This window comes from Lactobacillus sp. ESL0680, assembly GCF_029392855.1.
In the GTDB taxonomy this organism is placed as follows: Bacteria; Bacillota; Bacilli; order Lactobacillales; family Lactobacillaceae; genus Lactobacillus.
Genome location: NZ_CP113945.1, coordinates 692,621 through 713,401 on the forward strand (window position 1 = coordinate 692,621; position 20,781 = coordinate 713,401).

The window sequence follows — 20,781 nt, forward strand, 5'->3', positions numbered from 1 at the left end:
CAATATTATTGTATATTTGTATTTAATAGGGAGATATTATGCTAGGTAAAAATAATTTTAATGAAAGACTGAGAAAGATGGAAATGCAAGCTAAGCAAGACCGTTTTTCAATTCGCAAGTTGAGTATTGGGGCAGCTTCAGTATTATTAGGCTTTACTTTTTTTGGTATGAATAGTCAAAGTGTACAGGCCGATTCTGTGCCTCCTGCAATACAAGTGAGGGACAATGCAAGTAAGAAAATTACTGATAATTCTGAAAATATGGCTTCAAAGAATAATAAAAAAGGACAGAAGCTTGATACTTATAAAAAGCTTAACAGGTTTTTACGAGATTCTGATAGTTCTTTAACGGTTGATAGTGCTGAAACTAGTAAGCAAACTACAACTGACAACATTAATAAGGATATAAACTCAGAAAATTCAGTTGCAACTTCTGATAAAAATAGTAATACGACAAATAAAGTTACTAATAGCAATAATGTAACTTTGCCGATTGATACTAATAAACCGGCAAAAGATGAAGTTCCAGCTAATACTGATATGACAGGAACAACTGATAAGCCAGTTCAAAAGCCAATTGATACTACTGATGCTGCAGAAACGTCTGTCATTAATAGTGACAACCTATTGTCTCAAGATCAGAAAAATAAGGCGCAAATAGCAAAATTGGGATCATTATCTTATAATAGTGGATCAAGAAAAACTATTGATGGGTTAGGATTCTCACAAACAACTGATGCTACTGTATATATTGGTAACTGGAAGGATTTTAGTGACGCATTAGGCAATAAGAATATTACTGATATTAGAATTATAGATAATATTTTAGCGGATAATAGTAATGCTGATGTATATATTAATATAAAAGATAACAGAACACGTAATTTAGTAATTGAGTCTGATCCGGATAAGAACCAAAAATTTGTTATAGACTTTTCACGTTTTCGTCCTTGTCCAGTTGCAGGTACTAATGTTAAATTAAATTTAACTTATAGTAATTTAACTCTCTATAGTGGTACCTTTTATGGTGTAGCTCAAACCTCAAATGTTGATACAGTTTTAACTTTTGATAATATAGATTTTCATGGTAGTCAAATGGTTTTTTCAGGTGGACATGATATTGAAATTCATTTTAAAGGGAATGATATTGCTGAAGATATTATGCCATACCACAGTATACTTAACGGTGCAGATCTTGGCTTTGATGATAATTATCAGCAACTATTTGAATTTAATGGTGGTGGCGCGGCTAAGCAGTACTTGTACTTCGATGAAGGTTGTACATTTGTAGGTAAATCAACTGGCGGCAATGTTATTGAAATGAATGGTACTAATGCTAAGGTACAAGTAGGAAAAGGCGCTCAAGTAACCTTAGATCCGGCATATAACGCGGGATCCAGTCTTAATTCTAACAATGCCCAAAATACATCTAAAATACGTGGGATTTATATTGGTAATTCTGGTATTGTTGAAGTTGAAGACGGCGGAGTTTTAAATATTAATGTTGGTAATCCTAATTTTAATGGAACTCTTGATAATCAACAAGCTGCTGCAATTACATTAGATGGCGGAAATTCACAAATTATCATTGATTCAGGTGGTACGATTAATGTCAATACTAATGGCGATGTCAGTAACTATGGTGGTACTGTAAGAACTGGAACACTGATTTATGATGCAGGTAATATTAAAGTTAATCCTAATGCAACTTTAAATATAACCGGTACTAACATGTGGGATTATTCAGGAACTCTGCTTTATATTGCCGGTAACGCTGATCTTGAGAATGGTATAGTTAAAATTCAACTAATTGGTGATGGTGCTAAAGGTTCAGGAACTGGTGAGAGTACTTTAATTGATATTGGAGATAAAAGTAAACTAACAGTCAACAACCCTCAAGAATTAATAATGGATGCTTCAAAAAATAAGAATGCCAATATTATTGGTAGTAGCAACATTAATATTATGAATGTTCGTCAAGAATTCGATTTCCCTAATTTACCAAAGATTGTTTTGCCTCCATTTCATATTCTAAATGTTGGGAAGAGCAGTAGTAATAATACATCAGGTATTATTATTAATAGAATGGAATTATTAAACGGTAAAAAGATATTAACTAAAGAAATGGCTGCTACTCTTCAAAATGATCTCAAAAATGATGTATCACTTGCCGGGCTAGGTAGTATTTTAAATAATATGCTAAATGGTCAGTCACTAACAAACCTAATAGGAAGTTCTTTTGATAAAATTTTCCCAATTGTTATTCAAAATGCTTTTTCTAATCAAGATAATCCTGGCTATAATTATATTCATATGCTTCCCGCTAATCCAACCGGGTTCTTAAATATTAAAAATGCTAAAGCAGTTGCTAATAAGGATGGATCTAGAACTATAACTGGTTCAATTATTGGTTATGATAATAAGTTAGATGGTCCTGATAGTGACACTGTTTTTAATAGATTAATTCCTGGAGGAACTGATGCATATGTTGTTGCTAGATTTAGAAGTACTGGTTCGACTTTAGACGGTAAGACCTGGAAGAATCCAAATCAAGTTGATAGTCCTAGTAAGCCAGAACAATTTAGTTCACCATATCAAGATACTGATTTAGTTGGTAATTCGTCTTCAGGTTGGGGACCAGTTTCGCTTAGTACTGATTCTTTGGGACAATTACCAACGGAATTTGCTGCTAAAGTCAATGATGACGGCACATTTAGTTTTACAATTCCAACAGATATTTGTAATAAGTTATTGGCTGGGGCTCAGCTAGAATTAACTCCAGAGGCAAATTTTGTTGAATATGATGAAGGTGTTCAACCATATAGTGTGGACTTATTGAAAAAATCTGCAGCAGATACAATAACTGATGCAAGAAATCAATTAGATCAAGCTTATCAAGATGCACTAAATATTTTGGCTAATTCTGGACTTGATTCTGATGGTTCGTATAAAAATAACATTGATCAAGCTTATAAGGCTGCTGTTGCTGGTAGTAAAGATGATACTAATCCTAATCCCGATAAAGGGCATTCTATTTATGGTGTAACAGACAATAATAGTGATGCCTTTATTAGTGAAGTAACTAATCGAACACAAAATGCAATTGATGAAATGTATCATAATGCATATAAAGGCATGCTTGATAAATTTATTAGTAATAAACAACTTAATTCTTCTGCTTTAGCTAATGAAATTAGTGCTGAAAAGAATAAGATCGCATTAGCTTCTGGTAAAGACGCAATTAGTGCAGCAGAAAATGCAGCAGAAAATAATTTAAATAATTTACTTAATAAGGCAGCCGCAGCGGCCGCAATCAGTGGCGCCGCCGACAAAGCGCGGCAAGACTTAGGTGTCGCCAAGGGCAGTAAGGCAGCCGCAAAAATTGACCAAGCAGAACAAGATGCATTAGCTGCGATTAATAAGGTAACTGATGGCAAGTATGAGACCGCCGAAAATACCGGTTTAGCTAATGTAGTTGAAGCGGAAAAGACGGTTGGCGATGATATCTTAGCAAGTGCCGAAAGTGCGGCCGAAACCGCGATTGACAAGACTAGTGGGTTAAGTGCTGGCGATAAAGATAAGGCGAAGCAAGCAGCCCAAGGTCAGTTAACGACAGCAAAAGGTGAAGTCGGGAAGGTAAGTAGTGCCGATGTAAGTAGTGCCAATGTCACTGACAAGCAGAATGCGATCAAGGAAGCCGTTAATGCGGGTAAAAATAGTATTAATAGTGCCACCGGAGCAGCCAGCGATTTAGGTGCAGCCAAGCAAAAGGCTAAGGAGAATGTCAGTGGCGCCGCCGCGAGTGCGAATAAAGCCGTTGATCAGCTAACTAATCATGCGGATGGCACACCATATACAGCAGCAGAAAAGCAAGCGCTAAAGGATGCCATTCAAGCTGAAGTAGACAAAGCTAACGGTACCATTGATCAGGCCGAAACGAATGACAAGGTAACTACAGCCGCCAATGATGCGATTGATGCCATCAACAAGATAACCGAAGCCGGAGCAAAGAACGATAATAGTGTTCTTGGGCCAATTTTTGACACTAATGCCGGTGTAAGCAGTGAGCGGAAGAATAAGGCAGCCGCAGCGGCCGCAATCAGTGGCGCCGCCGACAAAGCGCGGCAAGACTTAGGTGTCGCCAAGGGCAGTAAGGCAGCCGCAAAAATTGACCAAGCAGAACAAGATGCATTAGCTGCGATTAATAAGGTAACTGATGGCAAGTATGAGACCGCCGAAAATACCGGTTTAGCTAATGTAGTTGAAGCGGAAAAGACGGTTGGCGATGATATCTTAGCAAGTGCCGAAAGTGCGGCCGAAACCGCGATTGACAAGACTAGTGGGTTAAGTGCTGGCGATAAAGATAAGGCGAAGCAAGCAGCCCAAGGTCAGTTAACGACAGCAAAAGGTGAAGTCGGGAAGGTAAGTAGTGCCGATGTAAGTAGTGCCAATGTCACTGACAAGCAGAATGCGATCAAGGAAGCCGTTAATGCGGGTAAAAATAGTATTAATAGTGCCACCGGAGCAGCCAGCGATTTAGGTGCAGCCAAGCAAAAGGCTAAGGAGAATGTCAGTGGCGCCGCCGCGAGTGCGAATAAAGCCGTTGATCAGCTAACTAATCATGCGGATGGCACACCATATACAGCAGCAGAAAAGCAAGCGCTAAAGGATGCCATTCAAGCTGAAGTAGACAAAGCTAACGGTACCATTGATCAGGCCGAAACGAATGACAAGGTAACTACAGCCGCCAATGATGCGATTGATGCCATCAACAAGATAACCGAAGCCGGAGCAAAGAACGATAATAGTGTTCTTGGGCCAATTTTTGACACTAATGCCGGTGTAAGCAGTGAGCGGAAGAATAAGGCAGCCGCAGCGGCCGCAATCAGTGGCGCCGCCGACAAAGCGCGGCAAGACTTAGGTGTCGCCAAGGGCAGTAAGGCAGCCGCAAAAATTGACCAAGCAGAACAAGATGCATTAGCTGCGATTAATAAGGTAACTGATGGCAAGTATGAGACCGCCGAAAATACCGGTTTAGCTAATGTAGTTGAAGCGGAAAAGACGGTTGGCGATGATATCTTAGCAAGTGCCGAAAGTGCGGCCGAAACCGCGATTGACAAGACTAGTGGGTTAAGTGCTGGCGATAAAGATAAGGCGAAGCAAGCAGCCCAAGGTCAGTTAACGACAGCAAAAGGTGAAGTCGGGAAGGTAAGTAGTGCCGATGTAAGTAGTGCCAATGTCACTGACAAGCAGAATGCGATCAAGGAAGCCGTTAATGCGGGTAAAAATAGTATTAATAGTGCCACCGGAGCAGCCAGCGATTTAGGTGCAGCCAAGCAAAAGGCTAAGGAGAATGTCAGTGGCGCCGCCGCGAGTGCGAATAAAGCCGTTGATCAGCTAACTAATCATGCGGATGGCACACCATATACAGCAGCAGAAAAGCAAGCGCTAAAGGATGCCATTCAAGCTGAAGTAGACAAAGCTAACGGTACCATTGATCAGGCCGAAACGAATGACAAGGTAACTACAGCCGCCAATGATGCGATTGATGCCATCAACAAGATAACCGAAGCCGGAGCAAAGAACGATAATAGTGTTCTTGGGCCAATTTTTGACACTAATGCCGGTGTAAGCAGTGAGCGGAAGAATAAGGCAGCCGCAGCGGCCGCAATCAGTGGCGCCGCCGACAAAGCGCGGCAAGACTTAGGTGTCGCCAAGGGCAGTAAGGCAGCCGCAAAAATTGACCAAGCAGAACAAGATGCATTAGCTGCGATTAATAAGGTAACTGATGGCAAGTATGAGACCGCCGAAAATACCGGTTTAGCTAATGTAGTTGAAGCGGAAAAGACGGTTGGCGATGATATCTTAGCAAGTGCCGAAAGTGCGGCCGAAACCGCGATTGACAAGACTAGTGGGTTAAGTGCTGGCGATAAAGATAAGGCGAAGCAAGCAGCCCAAGGTCAGTTAACGACAGCAAAAGGTGAAGTCGGGAAGGTAAGTAGTGCCGATGTAAGTAGTGCCAATGTCACTGACAAGCAGAATGCGATCAAGGAAGCCGTTAATGCGGGTAAAAATAGTATTAATAGTGCCACCGGAGCAGCCAGCGATTTAGGTGCAGCCAAGCAAAAGGCTAAGGAGAATGTCAGTGGCGCCGCCGCGAGTGCGAATAAAGCCGTTGATCAGCTAACTAATCATGCGGATGGCACACCATATACAGCAGCAGAAAAGCAAGCGCTAAAGGATGCCATTCAAGCTGAAGTAGACAAAGCTAACGGTACCATTGATCAGGCCGAAACGAATGACAAGGTAACTACAGCCGCCAATGATGCGATTGATGCCATCAACAAGATAACCGAAGCCGGAGCAAAGAACGATAATAGTGTTCTTGGGCCAATTTTTGACACTAATGCCGGTGTAAGCAGTGAGCGGAAGAATAAGGCAGCCGCAGCGGCCGCAATCAGTGGCGCCGCCGACAAAGCGCGGCAAGACTTAGGTGTCGCCAAGGGCAGTAAGGCAGCCGCAAAAATTGACCAAGCAGAACAAGATGCATTAGCTGCGATTAATAAGGTAACTGATGGCAAGTATGAGACCGCCGAAAATACCGGTTTAGCTAATGTAGTTGAAGCGGAAAAGACGGTTGGCGATGATATCTTAGCAAGTGCCGAAAGTGCGGCCGAAACCGCGATTGACAAGACTAGTGGGTTAAGTGCTGGCGATAAAGATAAGGCGAAGCAAGCAGCCCAAGGTCAGTTAACGACAGCAAAAGGTGAAGTCGGGAAGGTAAGTAGTGCCGATGTAAGTAGTGCCAATGTCACTGACAAGCAGAATGCGATCAAGGAAGCCGTTAATGCGGGTAAAAATAGTATTAATAGTGCCACCGGAGCAGCCAGCGATTTAGGTGCAGCCAAGCAAAAGGCTAAGGAGAATGTCAGTGGCGCCGCCGCGAGTGCGAATAAAGCCGTTGATCAGCTAACTAATCATGCGGATGGCACACCATATACAGCAGCAGAAAAGCAAGCGCTAAAGGATGCCATTCAAGCTGAAGTAGACAAAGCTAACGGTACCATTGATCAGGCCGAAACGAATGACAAGGTAACTACAGCCGCCAATGATGCGATTGATGCCATCAACAAGATAACCGAAGCCGGAGCAAAGAACGATAATAGTGTTCTTGGGCCAATTTTTGACACTAATGCCGGTGTAAGCAGTGAGCGGAAGAATAAGGCAGCCGCAGCGGCCGCAATCAGTGGCGCCGCCGACAAAGCGCGGCAAGACTTAGGTGTCGCCAAGGGCAGTAAGGCAGCCGCAAAAATTGACCAAGCAGAACAAGATGCATTAGCTGCGATTAATAAGGTAACTGATGGCAAGTATGAGACCGCCGAAAATACCGGTTTAGCTAATGTAGTTGAAGCGGAAAAGACGGTTGGCGATGATATCTTAGCAAGTGCCGAAAGTGCGGCCGAAACCGCGATTGACAAGACTAGTGGGTTAAGTGCTGGCGATAAAGATAAGGCGAAGCAAGCAGCCCAAGGTCAGTTAACGACAGCAAAAGGTGAAGTCGGGAAGGTAAGTAGTGCCGATGTAAGTAGTGCCAATGTCACTGACAAGCAGAATGCGATCAAGGAAGCCGTTAATGCGGGTAAAAATAGTATTAATAGTGCCACCGGAGCAGCCAGCGATTTAGGTGCAGCCAAGCAAAAGGCTAAGGAGAATGTCAGTGGCGCCGCCGCGAGTGCGAATAAAGCCGTTGATCAGCTAACTAATCATGCGGATGGCACACCATATACAGCAGCAGAAAAGCAAGCGCTAAAGGATGCCATTCAAGCTGAAGTAGACAAAGCTAACGGTACCATTGATCAGGCCGAAACGAATGACAAGGTAACTACAGCCGCCAATGATGCGATTGATGCCATCAACAAGATAACCGAAGCCGGAGCAAAGAACGATAATAGTGTTCTTGGGCCAATTTTTGACACTAATGCCGGTGTAAGCAGTGAGCGGAAGAATAAGGCAGCCGCAGCGGCCGCAATCAGTGGCGCCGCCGACAAAGCGCGGCAAGACTTAGGTGTCGCCAAGGGCAGTAAGGCAGCCGCAAAAATTGACCAAGCAGAACAAGATGCATTAGCTGCGATTAATAAGGTAACTGATGGCAAGTATGAGACCGCCGAAAATACCGGTTTAGCTAATGTAGTTGAAGCGGAAAAGACGGTTGGCGATGATATCTTAGCAAGTGCCGAAAGTGCGGCCGAAACCGCGATTGACAAGACTAGTGGGTTAAGTGCTGGCGATAAAGATAAGGCGAAGCAAGCAGCCCAAGGTCAGTTAACGACAGCAAAAGGTGAAGTCGGGAAGGTAAGTAGTGCCGATGTAAGTAGTGCCAATGTCACTGACAAGCAGAATGCGATCAAGGAAGCCGTTAATGCGGGTAAAAATAGTATTAATAGTGCCACCGGAGCAGCCAGCGATTTAGGTGCAGCCAAGCAAAAGGCTAAGGAGAATGTCAGTGGCGCCGCCGCGAGTGCGAATAAAGCCGTTGATCAGCTAACTAATCATGCGGATGGCACACCATATACAGCAGCAGAAAAGCAAGCGCTAAAGGATGCCATTCAAGCTGAAGTAGACAAAGCTAACGGTACCATTGATCAGGCCGAAACGAATGACAAGGTAACTACAGCCGCCAATGATGCGATTGATGCCATCAACAAGATAACCGAAGCCGGAGCAAAGAACGATAATAGTGTTCTTGGGCCAATTTTTGACACTAATGCCGGTGTAAGCAGTGAGCGGAAGAATAAGGCAGCCGCAGCGGCCGCAATCAGTGGCGCCGCCGACAAAGCGCGGCAAGACTTAGGTGTCGCCAAGGGCAGTAAGGCAGCCGCAAAAATTGACCAAGCAGAACAAGATGCATTAGCTGCGATTAATAAGGTAACTGATGGCAAGTATGAGACCGCCGAAAATACCGGTTTAGCTAATGTAGTTGAAGCGGAAAAGACGGTTGGCGATGATATCTTAGCAAGTGCCGAAAGTGCGGCCGAAACCGCGATTGACAAGACTAGTGGGTTAAGTGCTGGCGATAAAGATAAGGCGAAGCAAGCAGCCCAAGGTCAGTTAACGACAGCAAAAGGTGAAGTCGGGAAGGTAAGTAGTGCCGATGTAAGTAGTGCCAATGTCACTGACAAGCAGAATGCGATCAAGGAAGCCGTTAATGCGGGTAAAAATAGTATTAATAGTGCCACCGGAGCAGCCAGCGATTTAGGTGCAGCCAAGCAAAAGGCTAAGGAGAATGTCAGTGGCGCCGCCGCGAGTGCGAATAAAGCCGTTGATCAGCTAACTAATCATGCGGATGGCACACCATATACAGCAGCAGAAAAGCAAGCGCTAAAGGATGCCATTCAAGCTGAAGTAGACAAAGCTAACGGTACCATTGATCAGGCCGAAACGAATGACAAGGTAACTACAGCCGCCAATGATGCGATTGATGCCATCAACAAGATAACCGAAGCCGGAGCAAAGAACGATAATAGTGTTCTTGGGCCAATTTTTGACACTAATGCCGGTGTAAGCAGTGAGCGGAAGAATAAGGCAGCCGCAGCGGCCGCAATCAGTGGCGCCGCCGACAAAGCGCGGCAAGACTTAGGTGTCGCCAAGGGCAGTAAGGCAGCCGCAAAAATTGACCAAGCAGAACAAGATGCATTAGCTGCGATTAATAAGGTAACTGATGGCAAGTATGAGACCGCCGAAAATACCGGTTTAGCTAATGTAGTTGAAGCGGAAAAGACGGTTGGCGATGATATCTTAGCAAGTGCCGAAAGTGCGGCCGAAACCGCGATTGACAAGACTAGTGGGTTAAGTGCTGGCGATAAAGATAAGGCGAAGCAAGCAGCCCAAGGTCAGTTAACGACAGCAAAAGGTGAAGTCGGGAAGGTAAGTAGTGCCGATGTAAGTAGTGCCAATGTCACTGACAAGCAGAATGCGATCAAGGAAGCCGTTAATGCGGGTAAAAATAGTATTAATAGTGCCACCGGAGCAGCCAGCGATTTAGGTGCAGCCAAGCAAAAGGCTAAGGAGAATGTCAGTGGCGCCGCCGCGAGTGCGAATAAAGCCGTTGATCAGCTAACTAATCATGCGGATGGCACACCATATACAGCAGCAGAAAAGCAAGCGCTAAAGGATGCCATTCAAGCTGAAGTAGACAAAGCTAACGGTACCATTGATCAGGCCGAAACGAATGACAAGGTAACTACAGCCGCCAATGATGCGATTGATGCCATCAACAAGATAACCGAAGCCGGAGCAAAGAACGATAATAGTGTTCTTGGGCCAATTTTTGACACTAATGCCGGTGTAAGCAGTGAGCGGAAGAATAAGGCAGCCGCAGCGGCCGCAATCAGTGGCGCCGCCGACAAAGCGCGGCAAGACTTAGGTGTCGCCAAGGGCAGTAAGGCAGCCGCAAAAATTGACCAAGCAGAACAAGATGCATTAGCTGCGATTAATAAGGTAACTGATGGCAAGTATGAGACCGCCGAAAATACCGGTTTAGCTAATGTAGTTGAAGCGGAAAAGACGGTTGGCGATGATATCTTAGCAAGTGCCGAAAGTGCGGCCGAAACCGCGATTGACAAGACTAGTGGGTTAAGTGCTGGCGATAAAGATAAGGCGAAGCAAGCAGCCCAAGGTCAGTTAACGACAGCAAAAGGTGAAGTCGGGAAGGTAAGTAGTGCCGATGTAAGTAGTGCCAATGTCACTGACAAGCAGAATGCGATCAAGGAAGCCGTTAATGCGGGTAAAAATAGTATTAATAGTGCCACCGGAGCAGCCAGCGATTTAGGTGCAGCCAAGCAAAAGGCTAAGGAGAATGTCAGTGGCGCCGCCGCGAGTGCGAATAAAGCCGTTGATCAGCTAACTAATCATGCGGATGGCACACCATATACAGCAGCAGAAAAGCAAGCGCTAAAGGATGCCATTCAAGCTGAAGTAGACAAAGCTAACGGTACCATTGATCAGGCCGAAACGAATGACAAGGTAACTACAGCCGCCAATGATGCGATTGATGCCATCAACAAGATAACCGAAGCCGGAGCAAAGAACGATAATAGTGTTCTTGGGCCAATTTTTGACACTAATGCCGGTGTAAGCAGTGAGCGGAAGAATAAGGCAGCCGCAGCGGCCGCAATCAGTGGCGCCGCCGACAAAGCGCGGCAAGACTTAGGTGTCGCCAAGGGCAGTAAGGCAGCCGCAAAAATTGACCAAGCAGAACAAGATGCATTAGCTGCGATTAATAAGGTAACTGATGGCAAGTATGAGACCGCCGAAAATACCGGTTTAGCTAATGTAGTTGAAGCGGAAAAGACGGTTGGCGATGATATCTTAGCAAGTGCCGAAAGTGCGGCCGAAACCGCGATTGACAAGACTAGTGGGTTAAGTGCTGGCGATAAAGATAAGGCGAAGCAAGCAGCCCAAGGTCAGTTAACGACAGCAAAAGGTGAAGTCGGGAAGGTAAGTAGTGCCGATGTAAGTAGTGCCAATGTCACTGACAAGCAGAATGCGATCAAGGAAGCCGTTAATGCGGGTAAAAATAGTATTAATAGTGCCACCGGAGCAGCCAGCGATTTAGGTGCAGCCAAGCAAAAGGCTAAGGAGAATGTCAGTGGCGCCGCCGCGAGTGCGAATAAAGCCGTTGATCAGCTAACTAATCATGCGGATGGCACACCATATACAGCAGCAGAAAAGCAAGCGCTAAAGGATGCCATTCAAGCTGAAGTAGACAAAGCTAACGGTACCATTGATCAGGCCGAAACGAATGACAAGGTAACTACAGCCGCCAATGATGCGATTGATGCCATCAACAAGATAACCGAAGCCGGAGCAAAGAACGATAATAGTGTTCTTGGGCCAATTTTTGACACTAATGCCGGTGTAAGCAGTGAGCGGAAGAATAAGGCAGCCGCAGCGGCCGCAATCAGTGGCGCCGCCGACAAAGCGCGGCAAGACTTAGGTGTCGCCAAGGGCAGTAAGGCAGCCGCAAAAATTGACCAAGCAGAACAAGATGCATTAGCTGCGATTAATAAGGTAACTGATGGCAAGTATGAGACCGCCGAAAATACCGGTTTAGCTAATGTAGTTGAAGCGGAAAAGACGGTTGGCGATGATATCTTAGCAAGTGCCGAAAGTGCGGCCGAAACCGCGATTGACAAGACTAGTGGGTTAAGTGCTGGCGATAAAGATAAGGCGAAGCAAGCAGCCCAAGGTCAGTTAACGACAGCAAAAGGTGAAGTCGGGAAGGTAAGTAGTGCCGATGTAAGTAGTGCCAATGTCACTGACAAGCAGAATGCGATCAAGGAAGCCGTTAATGCGGGTAAAAATAGTATTAATAGTGCCACCGGAGCAGCCAGCGATTTAGGTGCAGCCAAGCAAAAGGCTAAGGAGAATGTCAGTGGCGCCGCCGCGAGTGCGAATAAAGCCGTTGATCAGCTAACTAATCATGCGGATGGCACACCATATACAGCAGCAGAAAAGCAAGCGCTAAAGGATGCCATTCAAGCTGAAGTAGACAAAGCTAACGGTACCATTGATCAGGCCGAAACGAATGACAAGGTAACTACAGCCGCCAATGATGCGATTGATGCCATCAACAAGATAACCGAAGCCGGAGCAAAGAACGATAATAGTGTTCTTGGGCCAATTTTTGACACTAATGCCGGTGTAAGCAGTGAGCGGAAGAATAAGGCAGCCGCAGCGGCCGCAATCAGTGGCGCCGCCGACAAAGCGCGGCAAGACTTAGGTGTCGCCAAGGGCAGTAAGGCAGCCGCAAAAATTGACCAAGCAGAACAAGATGCATTAGCTGCGATTAATAAGGTAACTGATGGCAAGTATGAGACCGCCGAAAATACCGGTTTAGCTAATGTAGTTGAAGCGGAAAAGACGGTTGGCGATGATATCTTAGCAAGTGCCGAAAGTGCGGCCGAAACCGCGATTGACAAGACTAGTGGGTTAAGTGCTGGCGATAAAGATAAGGCGAAGCAAGCAGCCCAAGGTCAGTTAACGACAGCAAAAGGTGAAGTCGGGAAGGTAAGTAGTGCCGATGTAAGTAGTGCCAATGTCACTGACAAGCAGAATGCGATCAAGGAAGCCGTTAATGCGGGTAAAAATAGTATTAATAGTGCCACCGGAGCAGCCAGCGATTTAGGTGCAGCCAAGCAAAAGGCTAAGGAGAATGTCAGTGGCGCCGCCGCGAGTGCGAATAAAGCCGTTGATCAGCTAACTAATCATGCGGATGGCACACCATATACAGCAGCAGAAAAGCAAGCGCTAAAGGATGCCATTCAAGCTGAAGTAGACAAAGCTAACGGTACCATTGATCAGGCCGAAACGAATGACAAGGTAACTACAGCCGCCAATGATGCGATTGATGCCATCAACAAGATAACCGAAGCCGGAGCAAAGAACGATAATAGTGTTCTTGGGCCAATTTTTGACACTAATGCCGGTGTAAGCAGTGAGCGGAAGAATAAGGCAGCCGCAGCGGCCGCAATCAGTGGCGCCGCCGACAAAGCGCGGCAAGACTTAGGTGTCGCCAAGGGCAGTAAGGCAGCCGCAAAAATTGACCAAGCAGAACAAGATGCATTAGCTGCGATTAATAAGGTAACTGATGGCAAGTATGAGACCGCCGAAAATACCGGTTTAGCTAATGTAGTTGAAGCGGAAAAGACGGTTGGCGATGATATCTTAGCAAGTGCCGAAAGTGCGGCCGAAACCGCGATTGACAAGACTAGTGGGTTAAGTGCTGGCGATAAAGATAAGGCGAAGCAAGCAGCCCAAGGTCAGTTAACGACAGCAAAAGGTGAAGTCGGGAAGGTAAGTAGTGCCGATGTAAGTAGTGCCAATGTCACTGACAAGCAGAATGCGATCAAGGAAGCCGTTAATGCGGGTAAAAATAGTATTAATAGTGCCACCGGAGCAGCCAGCGATTTAGGTGCAGCCAAGCAAAAGGCTAAGGAGAATGTCAGTGGCGCCGCCGCGAGTGCGAATAAAGCCGTTGATCAGCTAACTAATCATGCGGATGGCACACCATATACAGCAGCAGAAAAGCAAGCGCTAAAGGATGCCATTCAAGCTGAAGTAGACAAAGCTAACGGTACCATTGATCAGGCCGAAACGAATGACAAGGTAACTACAGCCGCCAATGATGCGATTGATGCCATCAACAAGATAACCGAAGCCGGAGCAAAGAACGATAATAGTGTTCTTGGGCCAATTTTTGACACTAATGCCGGTGTAAGCAGTGAGCGGAAGAATAAGGCAGCCGCAGCGGCCGCAATCAGTGGCGCCGCCGACAAAGCGCGGCAAGACTTAGGTGTCGCCAAGGGCAGTAAGGCAGCCGCAAAAATTGACCAAGCAGAACAAGATGCATTAGCTGCGATTAATAAGGTAACTGATGGCAAGTATGAGACCGCCGAAAATACCGGTTTAGCTAATGTAGTTGAAGCGGAAAAGACGGTTGGCGATGATATCTTAGCAAGTGCCGAAAGTGCGGCCGAAACCGCGATTGACAAGACTAGTGGGTTAAGTGCTGGCGATAAAGATAAGGCGAAGCAAGCAGCCCAAGGTCAGTTAACGACAGCAAAAGGTGAAGTCGGGAAGGTAAGTAGTGCCGATGTAAGTAGTGCCAATGTCACTGACAAGCAGAATGCGATCAAGGAAGCCGTTAATGCGGGTAAAAATAGTATTAATAGTGCCACCGGAGCAGCCAGCGATTTAGGTGCAGCCAAGCAAAAGGCTAAGGAGAATGTCAGTGGCGCCGCCGCGAGTGCGAATAAAGCCGTTGATCAGCTAACTAATCATGCGGATGGCACACCATATACAGCAGCAGAAAAGCAAGCGCTAAAGGATGCCATTCAAGCTGAAGTAGACAAAGCTAACGGTACCATTGATCAGGCCGAAACGAATGACAAGGTAACTACAGCCGCCAATGATGCGATTGATGCCATCAACAAGATAACCGAAGCCGGAGCAAAGAACGATAATAGTGTTCTTGGGCCAATTTTTGACACTAATGCCGGTGTAAGCAGTGAGCGGAAGAATAAGGCAGCCGCAGCGGCCGCAATCAGTGGCGCCGCCGACAAAGCGCGGCAAGACTTAGGTGTCGCCAAGGGCAGTAAGGCAGCCGCAAAAATTGACCAAGCAGAACAAGATGCATTAGCTGCGATTAATAAGGTAACTGATGGCAAGTATGAGACCGCCGAAAATACCGGTTTAGCTAATGTAGTTGAAGCGGAAAAGACGGTTGGCGATGATATCTTAGCAAGTGCCGAAAGTGCGGCCGAAACCGCGATTGACAAGACTAGTGGGTTAAGTGCTGGCGATAAAGATAAGGCGAAGCAAGCAGCCCAAGGTCAGTTAACGACAGCAAAAGGTGAAGTCGGGAAGGTAAGTAGTGCCGATGTAAGTAGTGCCAATGTCACTGACAAGCAGAATGCGATCAAGGAAGCCGTTAATGCGGGTAAAAATAGTATTAATAGTGCCACCGGAGCAGCCAGCGATTTAGGTGCAGCCAAGCAAAAGGCTAAGGAGAATGTCAGTGGCGCCGCCGCGAGTGCGAATAAAGCCGTTGATCAGCTAACTAATCATGCGGATGGCACACCATATACAGCAGCAGAAAAGCAAGCGCTAAAGGATGCCATTCAAGCTGAAGTAGACAAAGCTAACGGTACCATTGATCAGGCCGAAACGAATGACAAGGTAACTACAGCCGCCAATGATGCGATTGATGCCATCAACAAGATAACCGAAGCCGGAGCAAAGAACGATAATAGTGTTCTTGGGCCAATTTTTGACACTAATGCCGGTGTAAGCAGTGAGCGGAAGAATAAGGCAGCCGCAGCGGCCGCAATCAGTGGCGCCGCCGACAAAGCGCGGCAAGACTTAGGTGTCGCCAAGGGCAGTAAGGCAGCCGCAAAAATTGACCAAGCAGAACAAGATGCATTAGCTGCGATTAATAAGGTAACTGATGGCAAGTATGAGACCGCCGAAAATACCGGTTTAGCTAATGTAGTTGAAGCGGAAAAGACGGTTGGCGATGATATCTTAGCAAGTGCCGAAAGTGCGGCCGAAACCGCGATTGACAAGACTAGTGGGTTAAGTGCTGGCGATAAAGATAAGGCGAAGCAAGCAGCCCAAGGTCAGTTAACGACAGCAAAAGGTGAAGTCGGGAAGGTAAGTAGTGCCGATGTAAGTAGTGCCAATGTCACTGACAAGCAGAATGCGATCAAGGAAGCCGTTAATGCGGGTAAAAATAGTATTAATAGTGCCACCGGAGCAGCCAGCGATTTAGGTGCAGCCAAGCAAAAGGCTAAGGAGAATGTCAGTGGCGCCGCCGCGAGTGCGAATAAAGCCGTTGATCAGCTAACTAATCATGCGGATGGCACACCATATACAGCAGCAGAAAAGCAAGCGCTAAAGGATGCCATTCAAGCTGAAGTAGACAAAGCTAACGGTACCATTGATCAGGCCGAAACGAATGACAAGGTAACTACAGCCGCCAATGATGCGATTGATGCCATCAACAAGATAACCGAAGCCGGAGCAAAGAACGATAATAGTGTTCTTGGGCCAATTTTTGACACTAATGCCGGTGTAAGCAGTGAGCGGAAGAATAAGGCAGCCGCAGCGGCCGCAATCAGTGGCGCCGCCGACAAAGCGCGGCAAGACTTAGGTGTCGCCAAGGGCAGTAAGGCAGCCGCAAAAATTGACCAAGCAGAACAAGATGCATTAGCTGCGATTAATAAGGTAACTGATGGCAAGTATGAGACCGCCGAAAATACCGGTTTAGCTAATGTAGTTGAAGCGGAAAAGACGGTTGGCGATGATATCTTAGCAAGTGCCGAAAGTGCGGCCGAAACCGCGATTGACAAGACTAGTGGGTTAAGTGCTGGCGATAAAGATAAGGCGAAGCAAGCAGCCCAAGGTCAGTTAACGACAGCAAAAGGTGAAGTCGGGAAGGTAAGTAGTGCCGATGTAAGTAGTGCCAATGTCACTGACAAGCAGAATGCGATCAAGGAAGCCGTTAATGCGGGTAAAAATAGTATTAATAGTGCCACCGGAGCAGCCAGCGATTTAGGTGCAGCCAAGCAAAAGGCTAAGGAGAATGTCAGTGGCGCCGCCGCGAGTGCGAATAAAGCCGTTGATCAGCTAACTAATCATGCGGATGGCACACCATATACAGCAGCAGAAAAGCAAGCGCTAAAGGATGCCATTCAAGCTGAAGTAGACAAAGCTAACGGTACCATTGATCAGGCCGAAACGAATGACAAGGTAACTACAGCCGCCAATGATGCGATTGATGCCATCAACAAGATAACCGAAGCCGGAGCAAAGAACGATAATAGTGTTCTTGGGCCAATTTTTGACACTAATGCCGGTGTAAGCAGTGAGCGGAAGAATAAGGCAGCCGCAGCGGCCGCAATCAGTGGCGCCGCCGACAAAGCGCGGCAAGACTTAGGTGTCGCCAAGGGCAGTAAGGCAGCCGCAAAAATTGACCAAGCAGAACAAGATGCATTAGCTGCGATTAATAAGGTAACTGATGGCAAGTATGAGACCGCCGAAAATACCGGTTTAGCTAATGTAGTTGAAGCGGAAAAGACGGTTGGCGATGATATCTTAGCAAGTGCCGAAAGTGCGGCCGAAACCGCGATTGACAAGACTAGTGGGTTAAGTGCTGGCGATAAAGATAAGGCGAAGCAAGCAGCCCAAGGTCAGTTAACGACAGCAAAAGGTGAAGTCGGGAAGGTAAGTAGTGCCGATGTAAGTAGTGCCAATGTCACTGACAAGCAGAATGCGATCAAGGAAGCCGTTAATGCGGGTAAAAATAGTATTAATAGTGCCACCGGAGCAGCCAGCGATTTAGGTGCAGCCAAGCAAAAGGCTAAGGAGAATGTCAGTGGCGCCGCCGCGAGTGCGAATAAAGCCGTTGATCAGCTAACTAATCATGCGGATGGCACACCATATACAGCAGCAGAAAAGCAAGCGCTAAAGGATGCCATTCAAGCTGAAGTAGACAAAGCTAACGGTACCATTGATCAGGCCGAAACGAATGACAAGGTAACTACAGCCGCCAATGATGCGATTGATGCCATCAACAAGATAACCGAAGCCGGAGCAAAGAACGATAATAGTGTTCTTGGGCCAATTTTTGACACTAATGCCGGTGTAAGCAGTGAGCGGAAGAATAAGGCAGCCGCAGCGGCCGCAATCAGTGGCGCCGCCGACAAAGCGCGGCAAGACTTAGGTGTCGCCAAGGGCAGTAAGGCAGCCGCAAAAATTGACCAAGCAGAACAAGATGCATTAGCTGCGATTAATAAGGTAACTGATGGCAAGTATGAGACCGCCGAAAATACCGGTTTAGCTAATGTAGTTGAAGCGGAAAAGACGGTTGGCGATGATATCTTAGCAAGTGCCGAAAGTGCGGCCGAAACCGCGATTGACAAGACTAGTGGGTTAAGTGCTGGCGATAAAGATAAGGCGAAGCAAGCAGCCCAAGGTCAGTTAACGACAGCAAAAGGTGAAGTCGGGAAGGTAAGTAGTGCCGATGTAAGTAGTGCCAATGTCACTGACAAGCAGAATGCGATCAAGGAAGCCGTTAATGCGGGTAAAAATAGTATTAATAGTGCCACCGGAGCAGCCAGCGATTTAGGTGCAGCCAAGCAAAAGGCTAAGGAGAAATTAACGGAAGCATATCAGACAGCTAAACAAAAGCTCGGTGCTAATTCTGACTTTTCAGCTCTGGATAGAAGTTATCAAGCAGCACTCAATAACCTGCAGGGTGAGTCTGATGATGAACTTAACAAGTCAGAACTAGCTGGCGAACGCCTGATTGGTAAGGGTGCAGTTCAAAGTGCATACGATACAGCAGCTAAGAAGATTGAGCAAATGTGGCCGGATGATAATTCACAAACTGCTAAGGATAAGAAGAACGCCTTATTAGTTGCTGCTCAAGGTCTGCTTGATGAAGCCAACGAAGTTGACAATGGGACAATTGACCAAGCTCATCATTCAACTGGGGTTAGTGATGCACGAAATGATGCCATTGATAAGATTAAGGGAATTCATTCCGACAAGGATACAATTAATAACATTATTGATAATGATAAGGTGGTCCAGATTGACAAGGCCCATGATACGGCCGTTGCCAGTGGTGCCGATCAACACAAGGTTCAACAGATTCGTGATGATACAGCCAAGCAAATTAAGCATGACCTGCAAACTGGCGATAAAGAAGCAGCTAAAGAACATGAATTAGCTGGTGAAAAAGAAATTGCCAAGTTAACGGTTCAAGGAGTTGCAGCTAATGCCAAGGGCAAGATTGATCATTTGACTAACAAGCCAAATGGTACACCTTACACTGATACTGAGAAGCAAGCTTTGAAGGACAAAGTTGACAAGGAAATTGATGACTATGTTACTCAGGGTGATCAAGCTATCACTGCTTCAGATACAACAGATAAGGTTAATAAGGCTAAAGATGATGCAATTAATAATATTAATAATGCAATTTCTGATAGTCATTTAGCCGACATCTTAAGTAAAGATCCTAATGTTGCTAAGACCGATGCTGAGAATGCCATTGATCATGCGGTTACAGAAGCCAATACGGCAATTGATAACAACAAGAATTGGAGCAAGGAACAAAAGGACAAGCTGAAAGATAAAGTTAAGCAAGATGCCCAAGCTGGCAAAGATAAGATTAAGCATGATTCTGATATTGATACTATCAATCAAGATAAGGATAGTACTATCGGTCAGATCAAGAATGATTACACTGCTCAGGCAACTATTAATACTATTATTAATGGTACTAATAATTCTTCGTCGTCGAGTGCTGAACCTGTACAACAGCCTGTACAGCATTCAGATGAAGGCGAAAAAGATCTAATCTTGATGCATAACGCTTATCTTTACGATGAGAATGGCAAACGTGCTAACATGGTTGACTTAAAGGCTGGTTCAGTCGTTGAGACTTATGGCAAAGAGAAGATTGGTGACAAGGATTACTTTGTTTTAATCGACCATGGTGCTAATGATAAGAAGTATTACGTGGTATGTACTAATATTAATGGCATTCACACAACTTTGAAGCATAATGCCTATGTTTATGACGAGTATGGTCAAAGAATTAAGTCTCGTCATGCTATCAAGGCTGGTACTAATATTGCTACTTTCGGTGATGCTGTTACAATTCGCGGTATCAAGTACTACATTATCGGTGAGAATAAATTTGTTCGGGCTACTAATGTTTCAGAGACTGCTGATACTGAAACTGTAACTAAGACTGCTAAAGTTGAAGCAACGGTTGGTCCAATCAGTGACAAGCCTGATGCACCAGTTCAAAAGAAGATTATGCATAATGCTTATGCTTACAACGACAAGGGTGTTCGTGCAAATGGTTTGATTTTCAGTGCTGGCACAGTTATTCCAACTACTGGAGCTAAGTCAATCGACGGTGTGCTTTATTACGAACTTGATGATGGTATGTATATCAAGGCTGCTAATATTGATGCCAAGAAGTTGCGCTTACAGCACAATGCTTACATTTACAGCCAATACGGCAATCGTGAAGGCAAGCGGGTGCTTAAGAAGCATAAGTTGGTTAAGACTTATGGTGACCCAATTTCAATTCATGGCAAGAAGTATTACATTACAGCCAAAGGAAAATTTGTTAAGAAAGCTAACTTCAATAAGAAATAAGCTTTAAAGTAAAAATGTCCCAAATTGTTAAAATGACAATTTG

General features: G+C 45.6%; 1 protein-coding gene. It reads left to right on the forward strand.

Annotated elements, in window-relative coordinates; genetic code table 11:
• Positions 1-38: 38 nt before the first annotated feature.
• Entirely contained in the window at positions 39-20,738 is a 20,700-nt protein-coding gene (locus OZX58_RS03525; RefSeq protein ID WP_277141526.1) for a DUF1542 domain-containing protein, read from the forward strand.
• The last annotated feature ends 43 nt before the right edge of the window (positions 20,739-20,781 follow it).